Origin of the sequence: Alteriqipengyuania abyssalis (genome assembly GCF_019857185.1) — a bacterium.
Lineage (GTDB): Bacteria > Pseudomonadota > Alphaproteobacteria > Sphingomonadales > Sphingomonadaceae > Alteriqipengyuania > Alteriqipengyuania abyssalis.
Map to the genome: position 1 here is coordinate 43846 of NZ_JAHWXP010000002.1, position 21374 is coordinate 65219.

17 protein-coding genes are annotated in these 21374 nt (G+C 65.9%); 12 read left to right on the forward strand and 5 right to left on the reverse strand.

What is annotated here, in order from left to right:
- Window positions 1-118 precede the first annotated feature (118 nt).
- The 4 genes from KYN89_RS05275 to KYN89_RS05290 are packed head-to-tail and all read left to right on the forward strand — an operon-like array spanning window position 119 to window position 4366.
- The gene (locus tag KYN89_RS05275) at window positions 119-1438 is read left to right on the forward strand and encodes a DUF58 domain-containing protein (protein WP_222824145.1); all 1320 of its coding nucleotides are present in this window, start codon (window positions 119-121) and stop codon (window positions 1436-1438) included.
- Window positions 1435-2499: a stage II sporulation protein M gene (locus KYN89_RS05280; RefSeq protein WP_222824146.1), complete on the forward strand. Its 1065-nt coding sequence runs from the start codon at window positions 1435-1437 to the stop codon at window positions 2497-2499. The genes KYN89_RS05275 and KYN89_RS05280 overlap by 4 nt, the downstream gene beginning before the upstream one ends.
- Complete coding sequence (locus KYN89_RS05285; protein ID WP_222824147.1) at window positions 2496-3425, forward strand: RDD family protein; 930 nt, start codon at window positions 2496-2498, stop codon at window positions 3423-3425. The genes KYN89_RS05280 and KYN89_RS05285 overlap by 4 nt, the downstream gene beginning before the upstream one ends.
- 47 nt (window positions 3426-3472) lie before the next feature.
- A complete protein-coding gene (locus tag KYN89_RS05290) occupies window positions 3473-4366 on the forward strand; it encodes a fatty acid desaturase family protein (protein ID WP_222824148.1) in 894 nt (297 codons plus the stop codon).
- 356 nt (window positions 4367-4722) lie between these two features.
- Here KYN89_RS05290 and KYN89_RS05295 read toward each other — a convergent pair whose 3' ends face one another.
- On the reverse strand, window positions 4723-5802 hold the full coding sequence (locus tag KYN89_RS05295; protein WP_222824149.1) for an isoaspartyl peptidase/L-asparaginase family protein: 1080 nt from the start codon (window positions 5800-5802) through the stop codon (window positions 4723-4725).
- A 93-nt stretch (window positions 5803-5895) separates the two neighbouring features.
- Here KYN89_RS05295 and KYN89_RS05300 point away from each other — a divergent pair, with 93 nt between their 5' ends.
- Both KYN89_RS05300 and KYN89_RS05305 read left to right on the forward strand, forming a co-directional pair.
- Window positions 5896-6408 carry a GNAT family N-acetyltransferase gene (locus KYN89_RS05300; protein ID WP_222824150.1) on the forward strand — a complete coding sequence of 171 codons (513 nt, stop codon included), beginning with the start codon at window positions 5896-5898 and terminating at the stop codon, window positions 6406-6408.
- Between the two features lie 111 nt (window positions 6409-6519).
- Window positions 6520-8301: a DUF885 domain-containing protein gene (locus tag KYN89_RS05305; RefSeq protein ID WP_222824151.1), complete on the forward strand. Its 1782-nt coding sequence runs from the start codon at window positions 6520-6522 to the stop codon at window positions 8299-8301.
- Between the two features lie 16 nt (window positions 8302-8317).
- On the opposite strand, the gene KYN89_RS05310 is transcribed toward KYN89_RS05305, so the two are convergent.
- On the reverse strand, window positions 8318-9331 hold the full coding sequence (locus KYN89_RS05310; protein WP_222824152.1) for a zinc transporter ZntB: 1014 nt from the start codon (window positions 9329-9331) through the stop codon (window positions 8318-8320).
- Window positions 9332-9474: 143 nt separating this feature from the next.
- Between KYN89_RS05310 and KYN89_RS05315 the strand changes: the two genes are divergently transcribed.
- The 3 genes from KYN89_RS05315 (at window position 9475) to KYN89_RS05325 (ending at window position 12915) form a co-directional block, all read left to right on the forward strand.
- A complete protein-coding gene (locus KYN89_RS05315; protein ID WP_222824153.1) occupies window positions 9475-10785 on the forward strand; it encodes an OmpP1/FadL family transporter in 1311 nt (436 codons plus the stop codon).
- Between the two features lie 65 nt (window positions 10786-10850).
- Window positions 10851-11999, forward strand: a complete 1149-nt coding sequence (gene ispG / locus KYN89_RS05320; RefSeq protein ID WP_248285042.1) for a flavodoxin-dependent (E)-4-hydroxy-3-methylbut-2-enyl-diphosphate synthase — start codon at window positions 10851-10853, stop codon at window positions 11997-11999.
- A 31-nt stretch (window positions 12000-12030) separates the two neighbouring features.
- Window positions 12031-12915 carry a histone deacetylase family protein gene (locus tag KYN89_RS05325; RefSeq protein WP_222824155.1) on the forward strand — a complete coding sequence of 295 codons (885 nt, stop codon included), beginning with the start codon at window positions 12031-12033 and terminating at the stop codon, window positions 12913-12915.
- Between the two features lie 171 nt (window positions 12916-13086).
- Here the strand turns inward: KYN89_RS05325 and KYN89_RS05330 are convergent, their stop codons facing one another.
- Window positions 13087-13569 carry a hypothetical protein gene (locus tag KYN89_RS05330; RefSeq protein WP_222824156.1) on the reverse strand — a complete coding sequence of 161 codons (483 nt, stop codon included), beginning with the start codon at window positions 13567-13569 and terminating at the stop codon, window positions 13087-13089.
- A 76-nt stretch (window positions 13570-13645) separates the two neighbouring features.
- Here KYN89_RS05330 and KYN89_RS05335 point away from each other — a divergent pair, with 76 nt between their 5' ends.
- Window positions 13646-14386, forward strand: a complete 741-nt coding sequence (locus KYN89_RS05335; RefSeq protein ID WP_222824157.1) for a murein L,D-transpeptidase catalytic domain-containing protein — start codon at window positions 13646-13648, stop codon at window positions 14384-14386.
- A 60-nt stretch (window positions 14387-14446) separates the two neighbouring features.
- Here KYN89_RS05335 and KYN89_RS05340 read toward each other — a convergent pair whose 3' ends face one another.
- Window positions 14447-15853 carry a L,D-transpeptidase family protein gene (locus KYN89_RS05340; RefSeq protein ID WP_222824158.1) on the reverse strand — a complete coding sequence of 469 codons (1407 nt, stop codon included), beginning with the start codon at window positions 15851-15853 and terminating at the stop codon, window positions 14447-14449.
- Window positions 15854-16032: 179 nt separating this feature from the next.
- Here KYN89_RS05340 and KYN89_RS05345 point away from each other — a divergent pair, with 179 nt between their 5' ends.
- On the forward strand, window positions 16033-16941 hold the full coding sequence (locus KYN89_RS05345; protein ID WP_222824159.1) for a DMT family transporter: 909 nt from the start codon (window positions 16033-16035) through the stop codon (window positions 16939-16941).
- Window positions 16942-17089: 148 nt separating this feature from the next.
- Complete coding sequence (gene acnA / locus KYN89_RS05350) at window positions 17090-19765, forward strand: aconitate hydratase AcnA (RefSeq protein ID WP_222824160.1); 2676 nt, start codon at window positions 17090-17092, stop codon at window positions 19763-19765.
- 169 nt (window positions 19766-19934) lie between these two features.
- Here acnA and KYN89_RS05355 read toward each other — a convergent pair whose 3' ends face one another.
- Window positions 19935-21278, reverse strand: coding sequence for a hypothetical protein (locus tag KYN89_RS05355; protein ID WP_222824161.1), 1344 nt, complete (start codon window positions 21276-21278; stop codon window positions 19935-19937).
- Between the last annotated feature and the right edge of the window lie 96 nt (window positions 21279-21374).

Below are 21374 nucleotides of genomic sequence, written 5' to 3' on the forward strand. Positions count from 1 at the left end.
GACACCGCAGGTGTCGTGGTGGAGGGGTATGGCACGTCACCACCCCTCCGACCCGATGCCTGACGGCATCGGCCCACCTCCCCATTTGCGTTTCACGAAAACGGGGAGGAATGTCGGCGTGACCGCACTGCTCCCCACTATCCGCACCGCGCGGATCGTCGCGCTGGCCGCGCCGCTGGCGCTGGCGGTCGCGCTGCTCGCGCCGCAAGCGTGGCTCGCGGTGCCGGTCGCGGCGGGGGTGCTGCTGGTGCTGGTGCTGATCGACGCCGCGCGGGCAGGCACGCTCGGGGAGTGGACAATCGCGCATGATGGCGATGTCGAGATCGGCCAGCCTGCCCCGCTGAGCGTGTCGGCAGACATAACAGGCAGTCCGGGAGCGGCGCGCGCCGCTGTGTCGCTCGACCCACGGCTCGCGCCGGGCGGGCGCGCCGATCTGGCTCTGCAACGTAAACAGGAGGTGTGGACCGCGCAGACGCAGCTGGTGCCGCAGCGTCGCGGCACCGCGCCGGTCGACACGCTGTGGCTCGCCTGGGACGGCCCCTGGGGCCTCGGCAGCCGCCAGCAGCGGATCGCACTGGAGCGCGAAATCCGCGTGTGGCCCGACCTCTCGCCGATCCGCTCGCGCCCATTGCAGGCGTTGCTGCGCGATGCGGAGCTGGGCCTGATCGCCCGGCGGCGGCGCGGCGAAGGCACCCAGTTCGAGGCGCTGACCGAATACGAGGCGGGAATGGACAAGCGCCGGATCGACTGGAACGCGAGCGCTCGCCACGCCGCGCTCTATGCGCGCGAGAACGAGACCGAGCGCAACAACCAGATCGTGTTCGCCTTCGACTGCGGGCAGGCGATGTGCGAGCCGATCGACGGCGTCCCCCGGCTCGACCGGGCGATCAGCGCGGGGCTGACCGCCGCCTATGTCGCGCTCAAGGGCGGCGATCGCGCGATGCTGTTCGGCTTTGCCCGGCGCCCCGTGCTCGCCAGCCCCTTCGTCGGCGAGACGCGCGCCTTCGCGCGGTTGCAGCAGGCGGCGGCGGGGCTCGACTACCGGCAGGGGGAGGAGGCGAACTACACCCTCGCGCTCGCCACCCTGTCCGCCCGGCTCAAGCGCCGCTCGCTGGTGGTGCTGTTCTCCGACTTCAGCGACACCACCGCAGCGGAGCTGATGATCGAGAGCCTCGGGCGACTGAGCCAGCGCCACGCGGTGGTGTTCGTCACGCTGGAGGATCGAGAGTTGGCGCAGTTCACCAATGCCGCGCCCGACAGCGTCGACGACGTCGCCCGCGCGGTCACCGCGGACGCGCTTTCGCGCCAGCGCCAGCTGGTGCTCACCCGGCTGCGGCGGATGGGCGTGGACGTGATCGAGGCACCTTACGACAAGCTCGGCTTCGCGGTGATCGACCGCTATCTGTCGTTGCGCACGCAGGAGGCGATCGCAGGATGAAGGCCCCCACCATCCGCAACCCCTTTGCGGCGCAGCCCCTGCCCGAACAGCCCGATATCGAGGCGGCGGCGCTCCGTTCCGACCGTTTCCGGCTGGAGCGGGAGGGCGACTGGCGGCGGCTCGAACAGATTGTCCGGCGGCTCGAACGCGGCTTCGCCTTCCGCCTGTCGGACGAGGATATCATGGACCTGCCCGTGCTCTACCGGCAGGCCGCATCGAGCCTGGCGGTCGCGCGCGAAACCTCGCTCGACGCGGCGACGCTGCGCTTCCTGGAGGATCTGGTCCAGCGCGCCTGGTATCAGGTCTATGGCCCGCGCAGCGGCCTGCTGCGCTGGCTCGGCGGGTTCTTCCGGGGTGGGTGGAGCCGCGCGGTGCGGGCGATCTGGCTCGACATCCTGCTCGCCTTTGCGGCGATGGCTGCCGGGGTTGCGGCAGGCTGGGTGCTGGTTGCGCGCAATGTCGAATGGTATTTCGCGCTGGTCCCCGGCTCGATGGCGGACGCCCGCGTTCCCGGTGCCAGCCGCGCGCAGCTGGCCGAAACACTGGCGATTGCCGATGGCGCGGGCGGCCTCTCCGCCTTCGCCGCGCAGCTGTTCTACAACAATGCGAGCGTGTGTATCCTCGCCTTCGCGCTGGGCTTCGCCTTCGGCGTCCCCACGCTGCTGCTGCTGATCTACAACATGGCGCTGCTGGGCGCGATGGCGTGGCTGTACAACTCGGTCGGCCTGCTGCCCGACTTCCTTGCCTGGCTGAGCGTGCATGGCACCACCGAGCTGACCGCGATCCTGCTGGCGGGCGCGGCGGGCGTGCATGTGGGGCGGCGGATGGCCTTCCCCGGCGATGCCAGCATCCTCTCCGCGACGGCGGAGGCCGGCCGCCGCGCCGCGCTGGTGATGCTGGGCTGCGTGTTCATGCTGATCTTCGCCGCGATCCTCGAAGCCTTCCCGCGCCAGCTCGCCGGGCCGGAGGCGCGCGCGATCATCGGCGCGTTCATGGCGATCGCGTGGACCGCGCTGTTCGTGCTGGTCGGCCGCGAGCGCAAGGGAGCGAGCGCGCCATGAGCGCCGCGCGCAAATCCCTCGATGCCAAGCGGCAGCGGCAGATCGTCACGCCCGAAGGCGTGCCGCTGGGGGTGACGCTGGCCACACGCGGCTCGCGCCTGATCGCGCTGATCCTCGACTATGTGATCATGTTCGTCGGCCTGTTCCTGATCGCGCTCGCGCTGCTGCTGGTCGGGATCAATCTCGGCCAGCTCGACGCGCTGGGCACGGGCGCGGGTGAGTTCCTGGTGGTCGTGTTCTTCATCGTGCTGTTCCTGGCGTTCAACGGCTATTTCATCTTCTTCGAGATGGGCCCGCGCGGCGCCACGCTGGGCAAGCGGGCGGTGGGCATCCGGGTCGCTGCAAGGCCGCAGGGCCAGTCGGGCGAGCGGCTGACCGCCGAAGCGATCATCGCGCGCAACCTGCTGCGCCAGATCGAGATCTTCCTGCCGCTGACCTTCTTCAGCACTGCGGGCGAGGCCGGATCGGGCCCCGCATGGCTGGTCGGGTCGCTGTGGTTCGCGGTGTTCATGCTGTTCCCCTTCTTCAACCGCGACGCGCTGCGTGCGGGCGACGTGGTCGCGGGCACCTGGGTGGTCGAGGCCCCGCGCCGCAAGCTGGCCGAGGCACTGTCGCTGCGGCAGGAGAGCGCGCCTGCGGCCGAGGCGGCCTACCGCTTCGGCCCGGAAGAGCTGGAGGTCTACGGCGAGTACGAGTTGCAATCGCTCGAACGCGTGCTGCGCGATGGCGATGACGAGACGCTGGCCGCAGTGCACGCCGCGATCGTCCGCAAAATCGGCTGGCAGGCCGGATCGGGCGACGAGCGTGCCTTCCTCGAATCCTTCTACACCGCGCTGCGCGCCAAGCTGGAGGGCGACATGCGCTTCGGCAAGCGCAAGGCGGACAAGCACGCCGAGGTCGACCGGGGCGGGCCTCCCCTGCGCTGATTGCCTGATCCTCGTCGATCCGGTATTATCTGTGATCGGAGAGACTTATGCGACACGCCCCCGCGATCAACGATTACATCACACGCGATGAAGTCGCCGCGCTCAGCGCCAAATCGGATGCGCGCGCGGCGGCGACCGTGCTGTTTCAGGCGGGCCTCGCCGTGGCCGCCTTCGCGGTCGCGATCCTCTGGCCCAACCCGCTGACGATCCTTGCCGCGATCATCATTCTGGGCGGGCGCATCCAGGCCTTCGGGATCATCACCCACGACTGCGCGCACGGCGCGTTCTTCCGCACGCCCCGGCTGAATGTCCTGGTAGGCAAGTGGATCAGCGGAGCGGCGGCGCATGTTCCGCTCGATCTCTATCGCCGCTACCACCTCGACCATCACAAGTTCGCCGGCACGCCCGATGATCCGGACAAGTGGATGGTGAAGGCCTATCCGGTCACCCGCGCTTCGCTGAAGCGCAAGCTGATCCGCGACATCACCGGCCAGACCGGCTTTCGCGACCTTGTGGGCGAGATCAAGCGCTTCAAATGGAGCGAGACCGGGCCTTCGGTGCTGTTCCACACGCTGCTGTTCATGGCGCTGCTCGCGGTGGGTGCGCCGTGGGCGTACCTGATGTGGTGGGCGGCGCGGATCTTCGTCTACCCGCTGACCATGCGGCTGCGGCAGATTTCCGAGCATGGCGTCGCGAGGGACCGCGATGCGATGGACGCCCGGATCAACACGGGCACCACGATCCCGCGCTGGTGGGAGGCGCTGCTGCTCTCGCCCTGCAACGTGAACTACCATCTGGAGCATCACATCTTCGCAGGCGTGCCGCCCTATCGCCTCGCGCGGTTGCACCACCTGCTCAAAGAGCGCGGCTATTACCGCGACCACGACTGCATTGCCTACGGCTTCGGCGACGTTTTGCGCAAGGCGACGCGGCCGGCATAAGCTCCCCTCCCCGACGGGAGGGGCCGGGGGTGGGGGTTCCCTGCCATCGGCGGAGGCACCACCCCCTCCCAACCTCCCCCTTGGAAGAGGGAGGAGCAGGTTGCGTCAGACGTCGGCGGGCATTTTCCTACTTCGAATGCAAAGGCTAGAATGGCGACGGCTCTTTCCCATCGTCGTCCATGCGTATCCCTTCCGCGCGCCTCATAACGAAAAAAGCTGCGCAAACCGGCAAAGTGTCACTCGGCAGGAAATATGTCCTTGTAAAATAATGGTTTTCCGAGGTTCTTCGAGGGTGACACTCGGGTGACACGTGTCACCCTCGTCACCTCTGTCCGACCGGGAAGAAAGGCAGGCGGCTATTCGCCTTCGCCGAAAATCGCGATCTCGCGCATCCCTTCGCTGGTCGAGCGGGCGCGATACATGCCGGGCGTATTAAAGCTGAACAATGGCGAACCGAATCGCGTGACAACGATCACACCGCCATCACCGCCAAGTTGTTTCACTTCGTCCAGAACTTGGTCGATGGCATTCTGCTCCTCCTCTATAGTCAATGCCTGTCCTGTTGGGATTATTATTCCATTGCGCGAAGGCTCTCGGCGCATATTCATATTTTTGATGATCATTTCTTCACGTAGACTACTGCAAATCGCCTGCGCCACACCGACGCGGATGAAGTACTCGCCAGCGCCCGTTGCCGAGACCGCGCAGCTGCGGTTGTCGGCATAGGTGCCCGCGCCGATCACCGGCGCATCGCCGATCCTGCCCCAGCGCTTGCCGGTCAGCCCGCCGGTCGAGGTGCCCGCCGCCATATTGCCATCAAGGTCCAACGCGACCGCACCCACGGTGCCATATTTGTAATCGACATCGATTGCGGAAAGCTTTTCAGCTTTCAGCCGTTCGAGAGAGCGCAACCGGCTCTCGGTCCGAAACCATTCATTGGGCACCCGCTCCAGATCTGTGCCGTCGGCGAAGGTCTCCGCCCCGGCACCGCTCAGGAAGACATGCCGCCCGTCGCGCATTACTTCCTGCGCGAGCAGGATCGGGTGGCGCACCGTGCCGATGCCGGTGACCGCGCCAGCGGAGCGGTCGCGCCCGTCCATCAGCGCGGCGTCGTGCTCGATCGTGCCATCCCAGGTGAACACCGCACCGCGCCCTGCGTTGAACTTGGGGTCGTCTTCCATGAGGGTGATCGCGGCGGTCACCGCGTCCATCGCGCTGCCGCCATCGCGCAGGATGGCCGAGCCTGCCTCCAGCGCCGCATCCAGCGCGGCGCGATACTCCGCCTCCTGCTCGGGCGTCATATTGGCCCGCTCGATCGTGCCCGCGCCGCCGTGGATCGCGAAGGACCAGCGCGGCTCGCCCGGCTCGTAGTCCTCCTGCGCCAGCGCCGGAGCGGTCAGAAAGCTTGCGAGTGCGAGTGCGATGATGGCGCGCATGAAAATCTCTCCTGATGCGGGCGAGACAATGCCGCGCTTGCCTCGCCCGGTCCAGCGCTTCCCCTGCGTGGTGGTGCGCGCTAGGCCCGCGCCATGATCCTGCGCCCCGCCACACCCGAAGATGCACCCGCACTCGCCACACTCGGGCGGGAGAGTTTCTGCGCGGCTTTCGAGCATCTCTACCGGCCCGAAGATCTCGCCGCCTTCCTCGAAGATGCCTATGCGGAAAACGCCGTTGCCGCCGAAATCGCCGATGATTGGCATATCCACCGCCTCGCCGATGATGGCGAACGGCTGCTCGGCTACGTCAAGCTGCGCACGCCCAGCGGGTATGCCGGGTATTCGGACGCGGCGAACCCGATCGCGCTGGGCCAGCTCTACACCCAGCCGGACTGCACCGGACAGGGGATCGGCGCCGCACTGATGGACTGGGCGATGGCCGAGGCGCGGGAGCGCGGCCACGATGCGGTCCAGCTATCGGTGTGGAGCGAGAATTTCGGCGCCCAGCGGTTCTACCAGCGCTACGGCTTCGCCAAGATTGCAGACATAGACTTCTGGGTCGGCAATCACCGCGATGATGAATTTCTCTACGAACTCAGGCTTTAGCGACCCGTCCGGCTGTCCGCCCCGGCCTGTCGTTCGTCGAGCGCACCCTTGCCAATCCCGGCCCGCAGGCGCACGCCTCGCCCGCAGAAAATCCAGGGGGAATACCTGACCATGAAGACCTTCGCCGCCGCCATCGCACTCGTCGCGCTGCTGCCCGCCGCGCCCGCTTTTGCCCAGGCCGAAACCACGCAGAGCGCGCCCGCCCAGCCCGAGTGGGTCGAGACCAGCAATGCCTACACGCAGAAGCTGATCGACTTCGAAGCGCAGTTCTATCCCGAAGGTGCCTCCTCCTCCGGCTACGACCAGTACGACGGGCTGACCTTCGACTATTCGCTCGACGCAGACGAGCGTTACGTGGCCGGGGCGAAGGCGCTGAAGGCCGAATTCACCGCCGCGATGGCGCGCGAGAGCAATCCCTTCGTCAAGCAGGACCTCGCGATCCTGATCGACAATCTCGACCGCAGCATCGCGTCGAGCGAGTTGAGCGACAAGTACATGCTCGAATGGAACGAGCTGCCGCAGAGCATTTTCTATTCGATCGGCGCGATCCTGTCCGACCAGACGGCAGAAAACCGCCGCGCCTCCGCGGTCGATCTGCTGCGCAAATATACCGGCGTCGAAGACGGTTACGAGCCTTATACCGAGCAGGCCAAGGCGCATTTCGAAGCCAGCCGGGGCGACGGGAAGATCGGGCCGTACCGGGTCGAGGTCGAGGAATCGATCGGCAAGATCCCGACCTTCGTCGCTGGGATCCGCGAGCTGTTCGACAAGTACGAGATCGACGGGGCGGAAGAAGCGCTCGACGCGATGGAAACCCAGTTCACCGATTACGGCGAATGGACGCGCGAAACCGTGCTGCCCGAAACTCGGGACACCGCGCGGCTGCCCGAAGAACTCTACGCGCTCAACCTGCGCAATGTCGGGATCGACATGGACCCGCGCGAAGCGATGAGCCAGGCGCGCCGCGGTTTCTATGAAATCCGCGCGCAGATGGAGGCCCTCGCGCCGCAGATCGCGGAGAAGAACGGCTGGCCCGAGACCGACATGGCCGGGGTGATGAAGCGCCTGAAGGCGCAGACCATCCCCAATGATCAGATCGAGGACTTCTATCGCGGCATCAACCGCCAGCTCGAAGCCAAGGTGCGCGAGAACGACATCGTCAGCCTGCCGGACACCGAGTTGCAGATGCGCGTCGCAAGCGAGGCGGAGAGCGCCGCCCAGCCCGCCCCGCATATGCGCCCGCCCCGGCTGATCGGCAACACCGGCGAACAGGGCACCTTCGTGCTCACCGTCGGCAATCCCACCGCCGGCGAAGGCGATGCCTACGACGATTTCAACTTCCCCGCTGCCGCCTGGACGCTGAGCGCGCACGAGGCACGCCCGGGGCACGAAATGCAGTTCGCCGCGCTGGTGGAGCAGGGCGTTTCGCTCGCCCGCATGCTCTACGCCTTCAACAGCGTGAACGTGGAAGGCTGGGCGCTCTATGCCGAAGCCGAGATGATGCCGCACGAGCCGATCGAAGGCCAGTTCATCGCCCAGCAGTTCCGCCTGCTGCGCGCAGCCCGTGCCTTCCTCGACCCCGCGCTCAACCTTGGCCTGATGACCCGCGACGAAGCCGAATACGTGCTGCGCGACGAAGCCCTGTTCTCGCCCGGCATGACCAAGCAGGAACTTGATCGCTACCAGTTCCGCATGCCCGGGCAGGCGGGCGCGTATTACTACGGCTACCGCAAGCTGATCGATCTGCGGGTGGAGACCGAGCTGGCACTGGGCAAAGACTTCGACGAGAAGGAATTCAACGACTTCCTGCTCGCGCAGGGGATCATCCCGCTCGAACTGATCGCCAAGGCGGTGCGCGAGGAATTCATCCCCGCGCACAAGCAGGCGTCCTAGGGCTGGACGGCGATCTTCACAGCCACTTCAACCGCTTGAAGATCGCCATCAGCACCGCGATGATCGCCAGGCAGATGCCGGTCACCCACCAGAAGGCATGGCCGTCGTTCACGCCGGGCATGCCGCCGACATTGATGCCGAGCAGGCCGGTCAGGAAACCGAGCGGAAGGAAGATGCCCGCAACGATGGTGAGCATGTAGGTTGCGCGTTCATTGCTCGCGAGCGCGCGGGTGCGCAGCTCGTCCATCAGCACCACCGCGCTTTCCTTGCTCACGTCGATATCGTCGAGATAGCGGCGCAGGCGGTCGATCGTCTCGGCGATCTCGCGCCGGTCGTGCTCCTCGAACCATTCGGGCGCATCGCGGCTGATCGCCTCCAGCGCGACGTGTTGCGGGCCCATATGCCGTTTCAGACCCAGGCAATTGCGGCGGATGGTCGCGATCTTGGTCAGCATGTCCTCCGGATCGTCGTCCATGTTCATGTCTTCGAGCAGGTCGATATGCTCGTTCATGTCGACGATCGACTGGCTCATCCGGGTGACCATCGACTCGGTCAGCGCGGTGACGATCGCGCCGACATCGCCGGGGCCCGCCCCGCGATCGATCTGCGCGAGAATTTCGCGGGGAGTCTGCAAGGGATGGCGGCGCAGCGTGATCAGCCGGACGCCGTCGCTCCACACCTGCATCGAGATCATGTCCTCGGGCTCTGCCCCGGGGTTGAAGTTGATCCCCCGCAACGTGGCGACCAGCGTGTTCCCTTCGCGAAAAGCGCGCGGCCGGGTGTCGTCGCTGGTGAGCAGTTCGGCGGTCGGCTCGGGAATGCCGATCCGCTCCTGCAACCACTCGTAGACGCCGGGCGTGTTGCGGCACAGGTGCATCCACAGCACCTGATCGCCCGGCCCCGCCCCTGCCGGTGCAGGCTCCCACTCCTGAATGCCCGCCCAGTCGATCGCGCGGCCGCCGCCCGTACCGTCCAGCACGCGTGCAAACAGTAATGGCGTGCCGGATTCGGTGTCTGTCGCTTCACTCATGCTGCATCCTGTGCCCCAGATCCGACCCGATTCCTACGCCCGGCAGGATCGCGCGGGCACACCCCAGTGCCAAATCGTTCAATTTTATCGATAACTGCGCCAATTCCCTTGATCCGCATTCCAAACGGGGCAACAGGCGCGGCATGACAAAACCCCTCACTTACGGCCTTCGCGCCCTCCCCGCCCTCGCCATCCTGTGCTCCGCCAATCCGGCATTCGCAGGCGCGTTTCTCATCCAGGAACAATCTGCCAAGGAAACCGGTCGCGCTCTCTCCGGCGCGGCTGTGGCGGCCGACGGCCCTGCGTCGATCTATTTCAACCCCGCATCGATGACCAAGCTGGACGGCGTCCAGGTCGAAGCAGCCTCGCAGTTCCTGTTCCTCACCGCCTCGCAGGAAGATCAGGGCAGCACGCGCGGCGTGCCGGGTCTGCCCGTCTCGGTTCCGACCGGCGGCAGCAATGGCGGCAATCCCTTCCCCCAGCCACTCCTGGTTCCCTCGGGCGCGATCAGCGCGCAGCTGAGCGACAACGTGTGGGCCGGCCTTGCGGTCAACGCACCGTTCGGCCTGATCGCGCAGTATGATGACGACTTCTTCGGCCGCTACGATACGCTGCGCGCCGACGTCTTCACGCTGAATGTGCAGCCCAGCCTCGCGGTAAAGATCGGCGACAATGTCTCCGTCGGCGCGGGCGTCGACGTGCAGTATATCGACGTCGAGCTGACCAATGCGGTGCCCAATCTTTCCCCCACCGCGCCCGACGGTTTCGCCCGGGTGAAGGGTGACGACATCTCGATCGGCTGGAACGCGGGCATCATGGTCGATCTCGCCCCCGTGCGGATCGGCGCGCACTATCGCTCGCAGGTGAAGCAGAACCTCGAAGGCACCTTCGAGCTTTCCGGTCTGCTCGGCCCGCTGGCGGGCAATAACGCGACGGTCGACGCGACCGCGCCGCTGACCCTGCCCGATATCGCGACCCTCAGCATCCAGCTCGGCACGGATACCCCGTGGCGCGTCTTCGGTACCTGGCGCTATTACGACTGGAGCGATTTCAAGGAGATCGCGATCTACCCCGAAGGCGGGGTGCCGCCGCAGATCTCCGAACAGAACTACAAGGACAGCTGGTCGATGTCGCTCGGCGGCGAATATGACGTGTCCGACAAGCTGACGCTGCGTGCCGGTACGGCTTTCGACGAATCGCCGATCACCGATGCGTACCGCTCCGCCCGCGTGCCCGATGCCGACCGTGTGTGGGCTTCGGTTGGCCTGACCTACCAGATGAGCGACCGGTTCTCTGCCAACCTCGGCTATTCGCACGTGTTCGTGAACGACGCGCCGCTCAACCGCACGGACGCCTTTTTCGAAGGCACTCCGGCGGAAATCGCGACCACGATCCGCTCCGACAGCTCGGGCAACGCGGATATCCTCGCGGTCTCGCTCGGCGCGCGTTTCTGACGCGCTGACGCATCAAAGGGGCCATTCGGCTTTTCCCGGCGGACATGAGTGCCTATACAGGCCTCATGTCCGTTCGCCCCTGGAGAGATATCGAACGCCGCCAGTCGCGGCAGATCATGGTCGGCAATGTGCCGATTGGCGGCGACGCGCCGATCAGCGTGCAGACCATGACCAACACGCCGACCGAAGATGTCGGCGCGACGCTCGACCAGATTCGCCGGTGCGAGGATGCGGGCGCGGATATCATCCGCGTCTCCTGCCCCACCGAAGAGGCCACCCGCCACTTCGACAAGATCACCCGCGCCGCGAATGTCCCGATCGTCGCGGACATCCACTTCCACTACAAGCGCGCGCTCGAAGCAGCCGACAAGGGCGCGGCCTGCCTTCGGATCAATCCGGGCAATATCGGCTCCAGCGAGCGGGTTGCCGAGGTCGTGCGCGCGGCAAAGGCCAATGGCTGCGCGATCCGCATCGGTGTGAACGCCGGCAGCCTCGAGAAGGACCTGCTGGAAAAATACGGCGAGCCCTGCCCCGAGGCGCTGATCGAAAGCGCGCTCGACCATATCAAGCTGCTGCAGGATCACGACTTCCACGAATACAAGGTGGCGGTGAAGGCCTCCGACGTGTTCCTCGCGGTCGCCGCCTATCACGGGCTGGCCGAAGCGGTGGACTGCCCGCTGCACCTCGGCATCACCGAGGCGGGCGGATTGATCGGCGGGACGGTAAAGTCCTCGATCGGCCTTGGCAGCCTGCTGTGGGCGGGGATCGGCGACACGATCCGCGTCTCGCTCTCCGCCGAGCCGGAACAGGAAGTGCGCGTCGGCTACGAGATTCTCAAGTCGCTGGGCCTACGCACCCGCGGCGTGCGCGTGGTCTCCTGCCCCAGTTGCTCGCGTCAGGGGTTCGACGTGATCCGCACGGTCGAGGCGCTGGAGAAGCGGCTCGAGCATATTAAGACGCCGATGAGCCTCTCGGTCCTCGGCTGCGTGGTCAACGGCCCGGGCGAAGCGCGCGAGACCGACATCGGCATCACCGGCGGCGGCAAGGGCAAGCACATGGTGTATCTGAGCGGCGTTACCGACCACCATGTCGAAGACGAGAGCATGCTCGATCACATCGTGCGGCTGGTCGAAGAGAAAGCCGCCCGGATCGAGGCGGGCGAGGATGTCGCCTTCGACCCGCATGCCGCCCCGGCGGTAGAAGCCGCGGAGTAGCTTGCTCCACGTCGTTCATCACGTCGACTACATGGCGCCTGCGCCGACGCGCGGCAGCTTCCGGTTCGACAAGTATCAGCTGGTAATGGTCGCCCTGCGCGAGAGCGGCCATCCGATCACCGAACATGCGCCCGATCCCTGCCCGCGCGAATGGCTGGAGGCGGTCCACTGCCCCGACTATGTCGAGCAGGTGTTCACCGCGCAGGTTCCCTACGAGAAGGAACGGCGGATCGGGTTTCCGGTCACGCCGCACATCGCGCAGCGGGTGGCGCACACCAATGGCGGCACCTGGCTCGCCGCGCAGCTCGCGATGCGGCATGGCTACGCCGCCAACAGCGCGGCGGGGAGTCACCACGCGCTCTACGATACCGGTGCGGGTTTCTGCGTGTTCAACGATCTGGCGGTGTGCGCCAACCGCCTCATCGCGCAAGGTGACGCGCGCCGTGTGCTGATCGTCGATTGCGATGTCCATCAGGGCGACGGCACCGCCGCGCTGACTGCAGGGCGCGAGGATGTGTTCACCCTCTCGCTCCATGCGGAGAAGAATTTCCCGGTTCGCAAGGCACGCTCCAGCCTCGACGTCGCGCTGCCCGATGGGACGAGCGACGCCGACTATCTGGATGTTCTGGGGACGCACCTGCCGCGCGTGCTGGATGATTTCGCGCCAGATATCGTGCTCTACCAGGCAGGGGTCGACCCGCACGAGAACGACAAGCTGGGCCGGCTTGCGCTGACCGACGAAGGGCTTGAGCGGCGCGATCGCTATGTTGTCGAAACCGTGCGCGGGCGCGGTCTGCCGATCGCGAGCGCGCTGGGCGGTGGCTACGGCATCGACCCGCGGGTGGTGGCAGAGCGGCACGCGCGATCGATGATCGCAATGGCGCGGGAGAATGCAGCGTTCACGCGCGCTTCCTGACGGCTGACCAAGCGCGAGCGTTCCGGCAATGGCAGAGCCGCCCGAGTTGGTAGAGTGCGTGGCGACCAGTCGGTCCTAAACCAGTGCATCAACTCTTGCTTGCGCATCTATAGCCGCGGGTACTGACGTTCTGAGGGAGTGGCCGGCCTCACACACTCACACCGCCGCACTTCAGAAATAGATATCGACGTAGTCGGTCAGGCGATCGCACCACTCGAATTCGCGTAGCCGGTAATAGCGGCGGTTCTGCGTGATCGCGAAATGCCAGGTCTTGTTCGCGCGGCATTCGCGCCCGGTATCGGGAGTGTCGGTGATCGCAATCGTTCCGCGCAAGGTGAAGTATCCCTCGCCGATCTCCAGAATGGTGCCGTCGACCTCCAGTTCGCCGCCGTCGTTACCAGTCTGGTGGCCAGAGACGTGCCACACCCCGCGCTCGTCCGGGGCGATGGAAACCGGCCCGCGATCGTCCCACCCGATCCATTGCAGCGTGATCCCACCCGGCGAAAGCAGGCGATCCGCATCGCGCTGGCTCAGGATTTCGGTCGGATCCTCCAGAAAGGCCGGGTCCGATACGCTCGACTGCGCCTCCAGTCCCACGGGCATCGCCGCCCAGATTGCTGCAGCAATCATCCCCCACAGCGCGACTTGTCGCATCCTGGCACCTCCTCAAGGGCGAAACCGCGAAACGGCTTCAAGCAAGCATTAAGCTCGGTTATAGCACATAGCCGATATGCAACGTCGCGATCTGATCAAGACCGGGCTGGGTGCCGGCATCGCGCTGGGCGCTGGTGTGACCCTGCCGAACCGGGTGTTCGCCCAACCAATGGCCGGAAATGCGCGCGACCGCCAGCTTTTCGATATCGCCAAGCGCGAGCTGGACAAGGCGGGCGACGTGATCTGGCGCAAGGATATCGTCGGCATCGCCGATTTCGGGCTCCATTCGGCCCATCGCCGGTTCCACTTCGTCAATCTGGACCGGCAGGAAGTGAAGAGCTTCCATGTCAGCCACGGCACCGGCTCCGACCCGGAGCATGACGGCTGGCTCAACACCTTCTCCAATGTCGAGGGCTCCAATGCGACCAGTCGCGGGGCGTACATTACGTGGGAATGGTACACCGGCAAGTTCGGCACTTCGGTGCGGCTGGGCGGGCTCGACCCGACCAACAACCACGCGCTGCAGCGCTATATCGTGATGCACCGGGCCAGCTATGCGGAGCCCGAGCATGTCGAGCGCTGGGGCCGGCTGGGCCGCTCCAACGGCTGCTTCGCGCTGGGCGAAGAGCAGTTCAAGATTGCGCTGCTCAACCTGTCGGGCGGGCGGCTGCTCTACGCCGAGGCGCTGGGCCTGCAGGAAGACGGCACGCAGGCCTATCCGCCCCTGCCGATCGTGGGCGAGCCCGAAAACGGCTATCACATCCTGCGTCAGCCGAGGCAGGAGACGTTTGAGCAGACCAACCCGGGCGTTTACTAGCGGCCAGCCCGCTCACCGGTTCGAAGGTGTCGAGGGGCGGCGGACCGCCCCTCTCGACTATCACGCGATATCGCGCGGATCGTTGACGATCTCGATGATTTCCTCGTCGGTCACGCGGCTACGGTTCGCCTTGCGCGGAGCCTCGAACGCGGCGAGCACCGGCGCGTCGCGGTCGTAGATATCCTTGAAGGTCGCCATCTCGCCGTCGATCGTCGTGCCCATCGTGAAATAGGTGATGTAGGCGGGCATCTTGCTGTTGAATTCGACCCGGGTGTACTCGCCCGAGGCAAGCTTCTCGACACCCTCGTCCGCGGTCAGGCCCGCCTGCAGGATGGCGAGCGTCAGTGCCAGTTCGGTCGCACGTTCGGTGCGAATGCAGCCGTGGCTGAGCGCACGGTCGGCCTGGCTGAACAGCCCGCGCGACGGCGTATCGTGGAAGAAGATCGCATGCCGGTTGGGCATGTCGAGCTTCATCCGGCCCAGCGCATTGCCCGGTCCGGGGCCCTGCACCACGCTGATATAGCCGTTTGCGCCGCGCGTCGCCTTGTAGCCTTTCGAGGCGGCCCAGGAGGGATTGCCGAGCACACGTTCGCCCAGCCCTTCGCCCTTCACGATCGACTGCGGCACGGTCCAGTTCGGGTTGAGGATCACGCCCTCGACGCTCTCGGCCAGCTGCGGGGTCGCGGTGCGCCCCGGCTTGCCCACAATCGTGCGGTAGGTGCGCATGATCTTGTCGTTCACCGTCAGGCGCAGCTGATATTCGGGCACGTTGGTGATCAGGTACTGATGGCCCAGATCGCGCGGCAGCCAGCGCCAGCGATCCATGTTGGCCTGCACCAGCTTGTAGCGCTTGCTGCCGGGCTTGGCCTTGGCCAGCTCGCTGCGCAGGGCTTCGTAGTCGGGATGCAGCGGAGCCACACCCTCGATCGCGCCCATGATATCGCCCGACTCAAGCGCCTGCTTGAGTACCGCGCCGCTGCGATAGCGGTCCGCATCCGGGTCCATCACGAACCACTGGGTGCGGTGGTCCATTGGCGTGCGCCCGTCGCGCATGTCTTCCACCAGCCACACGAACCGACGGCTGGCCTCTTCATCCAGCATTGCGCCCGGGCCGGCGGCGATCGCCGCACGCAGGCCGGGAAGATCGTAATCCGCCGGGATCAGGCCGTGCGTGCCGATCCCCTCGATCGCGGCGACAAGCGCCTCTGCCTGCGCCACGTTCCACTGCTGCACCACCGGGTCGAACTTCTGGACCACCGGCTCGCTCGCCATCTCGACCGGACCGGTTGCGGTGGAAGGGGCCATGGGGCTGGAGGTCACCGCGTCATCGGCATCCCCGTCAGCCCTGTCATCCTCGTCCTGACCGCCCGGCAGCAGGTTGGTCGGCGCGTTTTGCGCGGCCAGCGCGGTCGGCCCGGCGAGCGTGGCGGTGGCAAGGACAAAAAGCGAAGTGGCAAGCGTTTTCATGTCGTAGGATAGACCCTGTTATCGAGCGCGTCGCCCTATATAGCGACGGATCTTTGCGGGCAGAAGCCTCGCGAATTTATGGGCAATCATCAAGCTGCAAGCATTTATCCAACCTGAATTTACGCACGATCTGCGGCACATCGGTGACGGTCGGCAGAGCTTGGGATAGGGCATGAGCAATGTCCCGGTCCGCCACCCTTGCCCCATTCGCGGTCGCGCTTGCAGGCGTCGCGATGCTCTCGCTGATGGATGCCTTCATGAAGGACGCATCGCTGGCGATCGGGGCCTATTCCGCCGCACTGATACGCGCCAGTCTGTCTACCGCCATCGCGATGCCGTTATGGCTGGCCCGACGCACCCGCTGGCCGGACGCAGGGACCATACGCCTGCACGTGCTGCGCGGCGTGTGCTCTGCCTTCATGGGGCTGAGCTTCTTCTTCGCGCTGACCAGGCTGCCGATCGCCGAGACCATCGCGATTTCCTTCATCGCCCCGCTGATCGCGCTGTACCTTGCGGCAATCCTGCTCGGCGAGACAGTCACCCGCCGTGCGGTGCTGGCCTCGCTGATCAGTTTTGCCGGCGCGCTGGTGATCGTGGGCGGGCAGTTCGGGCGCGGCAGACTGGATGAGGAGGCGCTGGTCGGCCTTGGCGCGATCCTGATCTCGACGGTGCTCTACGCGCTCAACTTCATCATCATCCGCCAGCAGTCGCAGCGCGCCGGGCCGCTGGAGGTCGCCGCGTTTCACGGGGGCGTATCGACGCTGGTGCTGGGTCTTGCCGCCCCTTGGCTGCTGGTCGCCCCGCCCGTATCCGTCCAGCCGAGCCTGCTGGCCGCAGGACTGCTCACCGTGGGCGGCGCGATGACGATTGCCTGGGCCTACGCCCGGGCAGAGGCGCAGGCCCTGTTGCCGGTCGAATATTCCGGCTTCTGCTGGGCCGCGCTGTTCGGCTGGCTGTTCTTCGGCGAAAGAGTGAGTGCGGGCACGCTAGCGGGCGTGGCGATGATCGTGATCGGCACCTATATCGCGGTCACCAGAGGCCGCGCGCCTGCCCGTCCGTTGGGCGGAGCGGAGACCGCGGCACCCTGAGCCGGCAGCCCTCTTTCGCGGGGACGCTTGATTTTCGCACCCGTACGGGCCAAGCGCGCGGCACATATTCCCGGCACATACCGGCGTCCCGCCCGTTAGTCGCAAGACAGGCCGCCACCAGAAGCAACATGAAAGGACCGCCCACGCTATGACCCAGGTCGGCAAGGACACTCTCGGTACCCGCAGCACTCTCACCGTCGATGGCAAGGATTACGCCTATTACTCGCTCGCCAAGGCGGCGGAGCAGCTGGGCGATGTTTCCCGCCTGCCCTTCAGCCTCAAGGTGCTGCTGGAGAACATGCTCCGGTTCGAAGACGGCGGCCACACGGTCTCGGTCGACAATGCGAAGGAAATCGCGGACCGGGTCAACAATCCGGTGACGGGCGGCGAAATCCAGTATCGCCCCGCGCGCGTGCTGCTGCAGGACTTCACCGGCGTTCCCTGCGTGGTCGACCTTGCCGCGATGCGCGACGCCATCAAGTCGCTGGGCGGCGACACCCAGAAGATCAATCCGCAGGTTCCCGTGAACCTCGTCATCGACCACTCGGTGATGGTCGACGAGTTCGGCCATCCCAAGGCGATGGAAGCCAACATGGAGCTCGAATACGCCCGCAATGCGGAGCGTTACGACTTCCTCAAGTGGGGTTCCAAGAGCTTCGAGAACTTCTCCGCCGTGCCTCCGGGCACCGGCATCTGCCACCAGGTGAACCTCGAATATATCGCGCGCTGCACCTGGGCGAGCGAAGGGCCTGACGGCCAGATGGTCGCCTATCCCGACACCTGCGTCGGCACCGACAGCCACACCACGATGGTCAACGGCCTCGGCGTGCTCGGCTGGGGCGTGGGCGGGATCGAAGCGGAAGCCGCGATGCTCGGCCAGCCGATCTCGATGCTGATCCCCGAAGTGGTCGGCTTCAAGTTCACCGGCAAGCTGGCCGAAGGCGTCACCGCGACCGACCTCGTGCTGACCGCCACGCAGATGCTGCGCGCGCACGGCGTCGTCGGCAAGTTCGTCGAATATTACGGCCCGGGCCTCGAATCGCTCAGCCTCGCGGACCGCGCCACGCTGTCCAACATGTCGCCCGAATACGGCGCGACCTGCGGCTTCTTCGGCATCGACGACAAGACCCTCGAATACCTGCGCCTGACGGGCCGCGAAGAGCATGAGATCGCGCTCGCCGAAGCCTATGCCAAGGAACAGGGCCTGTGGGTCCATCCCGATGTCGAGCCGGTGTTCTCCAGCACGATCGAACTCGACCTCTCGAAGGTCGTTCCGAGCCTTGCCGGACCCAAGCGTCCGCAGGACAAGGTCGCGCTTCCCGAGGTGGACGAGCTGTTCAATCGCGACCTCAAGGAAATCTACAACAAGTCTGAACCGCTGCGGGTCGACGTCGAGAACACGCACCACGATGTGGGCGACGGCGACGTGGTGATCGCGGCGATCACCAGCTGCACCAATACCTCCAACCCCGACGTGCTGATCGCCGCCGGTCTGGTCGCCAAGAAGGCGCGCGAAAAGGGTCTCAAGCCCAAGCCGTGGGTCAAGACTTCGCTCGCCCCCGGATCGCAGGTGGTCACCGACTACCTGGTAAAGTCGGGCCTGCAGGATGATCTGGACGCGATGGGCTTCGATCTGGTCGGCTACGGCTGCACCACCTGTATCGGCAACTCCGGTCCGCTCGCCCCCGCGCTCAGCAAGGCGATCAATTCGAACGATATCGTTGCGGCCTCCGTTCTCTCGGGCAACCGCAACTTCGAAGGCCGCGTCAGCCCCGATGTGCGCGCCAACTTCCTCGCCTCGCCGCCGCTGGTGGTCGCCTACGCAATCAAAGGCACGGTGACGCAGGACATTATCGACACACCGCTGGGTGAAGACCAGCATGGCAAGCCGGTGATGCTGGCGGACATCTGGCCGACCAACCAGGAAGTCGCCGATCTGCGCGCAGCCAATGTGAGCCGCGACATGTTCGTCGACCGCTACGCCAACGTGTACGAAGGTGACGAGCACTGGCGCGCGATCACGGTGGAGCCGAGCGACACCTACAAGTGGAACCCGACCAGCACCTACGTCGCCAGCCCGCCGTTCTTCGACGGGATGAAGATGGACCCCGAGCCGGTGGCGGACATCAACGATGCCAAGCCGCTCGCCATCCTCGGCGATTCGGTCACCACCGACCACATCAGCCCGGCCGGTTCGATCAAGGAGGACAGCCCCGCAGGCGAGTATCTGAAGAGCCACCAGGTCGCGAAGGCGGACTTCAATTCCTACGGCTCGCGCCGCGGTAACCACGACGTGATGATGCGCGGCACATTCGCCAATATCCGCATCAAGAACGAGATGGTCCCGGGCGTCGAGGGTGGTTACACCACTTACAAGGGCGAACAGATGCCGATCTACGACGCAGCGATGCGTCACAAGGAAGACGGCACGCCGCTGGTCGTGATCGGGGGCAAGGAATACGGCACCGGCTCAAGCCGCGACTGGGCCGCCAAGGGCACCATCCTGCTCGGCGTGCGCGCCGTGATCGTCGAGAGCTACGAGCGTATCCACCGCTCCAACCTCGTCGGGATGGGCGTGCTGCCGCTTCAGTTCAAGGATGGCGAGACCCGCGAGACGCTGGGCCTTAAGGCCACCGACAGCTTCACGATCCGCGGCCTTGCCGACCTCAAGCCGGCACAGGACGTAACCGTGGACGTGATCCGCGAAGACGGCAGCACCTTCAGCTTCACCGCGAAGTGCCGGATCGATACCGAGAACGAGCTGGACTACTACCGCAACGGCGGCATCCTCCAGTACGTGATCCGCAAGCTCGCGAGCCAGTAAGCATCAGGCTCAACGGCAAACGAAAGGCCCGGCCAATTTGGCCGGGCCTTTTCGTATGTGCTGCGAAAATCAAAGGGCGGAGGCTGCTCCTGGCAAGCCGCCCCCGCCCAGGTCACGGCGCAAGAATGCGCCGTCCCGTTCGTTTGTCGACACGGCGCCGGAGCGCGGTTCAGTCGTTGGTCTTGGAAGCCCACTTGCGGCGGGTGATGACCGCCAGCGCGGCGGCACCGAACAGCAGGCCGACCGGCGGCGCCGGGACCGGATGCCCGCTGCTGCCACCCGATCCGCCGGTGCTGCTCCAGCCGGAGGAGCTGGGTGGGTGACCCGAACTGCTCGGCGGATGCCCGCTGCTCGAATTGCCCGAACTGGTGCTGACGTCACCCGAGGTCGAGGAGGAGCTGGAGACGTCCCCCGAGGTCGAGGACGAACTGCTTACGTCACCCGAGGTCGAGGACGAACTGCTGACGTCGCCCGAGGTGGAGGACGAACTCGAAACGTCGCCCGAGGTCGACGAGGAGCTGGAAACATCACCCGAGGACGAACTGGAAACATCGCCCGAGGACGAGCTCGACACATCACCAGACGACGAACTGGAGACGTTACCCGACGAGCTCGAGCTGGTCGAACTGGACGGATTGCCGGACGTGGACGAGGAGGTCGACGACGAGGTGCTGACCCCGCCGGTCGAGGTACTGACACCGCTCGAGGTGCTCACTCCACCTGTCGAAGTGCTTACGCCGCCGGTCGATGTCGAGACACCTCCGGTCGAAGTGGAAACGCCGCCAGTGGTCGAGGAACTGCTCGTGGTGGAGGTCAGCCCGCCGGTAGACGTTGATGTCGATCCGCCCGAGGTTGAAGTCGAGGTGGAACCGCCCGAAGTCGAGGTAGAGGTCGATGCGCCCACATCGATGTCGATGTCGATGCCGCCGCTCGTGCCCGAAGACCCGACCCCGCCGGTCGTGGTACTGATCGAGATGTTGCCGCCGCTGCCGCCGCCGCCGAAGAAGCCGCCGAAGAAGCCACCGCCGAAACCGCCACCGCCGCCGCCACCGGCGACCGCCACACCGCCACCCTGGCCACCGCCGCCACCGACGAAACCGCCGCCGACCGGCAGTGCCGCAGGCGCGACCGCAACGACCGTGCGCGAGGCACCATCGCCGTATTGGGCGCAGGCATCCGCCGCAGCGGCAAGATCCCGGTCGTCATAGGAATAGCTGCCGCGCGCATCATAGACGATCTTCTCGCCCGCCCCGACGCCCGAACCGCCTGCCAGGCTTTCCGGCACGCACTCGACCGTGCGCCGCACGACCCGCCGCTTGCGCAGCGTGGTGCGCGGCACCTCGCGTTCGACCACGCGGTCTTCCTTGACGTAGCGAAGCGCCGGAGTGTCCTTGACCGACTTGTAGTCGGTCGCGCCGACCTGTTCCTCTGCCACATGGAGCGCGCCGCCGGCAATGACGGCGGTGCCCGCAGCGGCTGCGGAGAGTTTTGCGAGGGCGATCTTCATCGACATAATGCCAGGCTCTTTAAGTTGGAGCGCTTTATAAACCGTTGCCGTCGGCGGTTCCGACGGGCGGAGTGAAAGTGCGCCTGTATGCATTAGGCGCTA

What these genes read in the sequence shown, in the direction of transcription:
- KYN89_RS05315 (WP_222824153.1), top strand. Translation starts at nt 9,475, where the DNA reads ATGACAAAACCCCTCACTTACGGCCTTCGCGCCCTCCCCGCCCTCGCC.
- ispG (WP_248285042.1), top strand. Translation starts at nt 10,851, where the DNA reads ATGTCCGTTCGCCCCTGGAGAGATATCGAACGCCGCCAGTCGCGGCAG.
- KYN89_RS05355 (WP_222824161.1), bottom strand. Translation starts at nt 21,278, where the DNA reads ATGTCGATGAAGATCGCCCTCGCAAAACTCTCCGCAGCCGCTGCGGGC.
- KYN89_RS05345 (WP_222824159.1), top strand. Translation starts at nt 16,033, where the DNA reads ATGTCCCGGTCCGCCACCCTTGCCCCATTCGCGGTCGCGCTTGCAGGC.
- KYN89_RS05300 (WP_222824150.1), top strand. Translation starts at nt 5,896, where the DNA reads ATGATCCTGCGCCCCGCCACACCCGAAGATGCACCCGCACTCGCCACA.
- KYN89_RS05285 (WP_222824147.1), top strand. Translation starts at nt 2,496, where the DNA reads ATGAGCGCCGCGCGCAAATCCCTCGATGCCAAGCGGCAGCGGCAGATC.
- KYN89_RS05290 (WP_222824148.1), top strand. Translation starts at nt 3,473, where the DNA reads ATGCGACACGCCCCCGCGATCAACGATTACATCACACGCGATGAAGTC.
- KYN89_RS05325 (WP_222824155.1), top strand. Translation starts at nt 12,031, where the DNA reads ATGGCGCCTGCGCCGACGCGCGGCAGCTTCCGGTTCGACAAGTATCAG.
- KYN89_RS05295 (WP_222824149.1), bottom strand. Translation starts at nt 5,802, where the DNA reads ATGCGCGCCATCATCGCACTCGCACTCGCAAGCTTTCTGACCGCTCCG.
- acnA (WP_222824160.1), top strand. Translation starts at nt 17,090, where the DNA reads ATGACCCAGGTCGGCAAGGACACTCTCGGTACCCGCAGCACTCTCACC.
- KYN89_RS05305 (WP_222824151.1), top strand. Translation starts at nt 6,520, where the DNA reads ATGAAGACCTTCGCCGCCGCCATCGCACTCGTCGCGCTGCTGCCCGCC.
- KYN89_RS05330 (WP_222824156.1), bottom strand. Translation starts at nt 13,569, where the DNA reads ATGCGACAAGTCGCGCTGTGGGGGATGATTGCTGCAGCAATCTGGGCG.
- KYN89_RS05340 (WP_222824158.1), bottom strand. Translation starts at nt 15,853, where the DNA reads ATGAAAACGCTTGCCACTTCGCTTTTTGTCCTTGCCACCGCCACGCTC.
- KYN89_RS05310 (WP_222824152.1), bottom strand. Translation starts at nt 9,331, where the DNA reads ATGAGTGAAGCGACAGACACCGAATCCGGCACGCCATTACTGTTTGCA.
- KYN89_RS05335 (WP_222824157.1), top strand. Translation starts at nt 13,646, where the DNA reads ATGCAACGTCGCGATCTGATCAAGACCGGGCTGGGTGCCGGCATCGCG.
- KYN89_RS05280 (WP_222824146.1), top strand. Translation starts at nt 1,435, where the DNA reads ATGAAGGCCCCCACCATCCGCAACCCCTTTGCGGCGCAGCCCCTGCCC.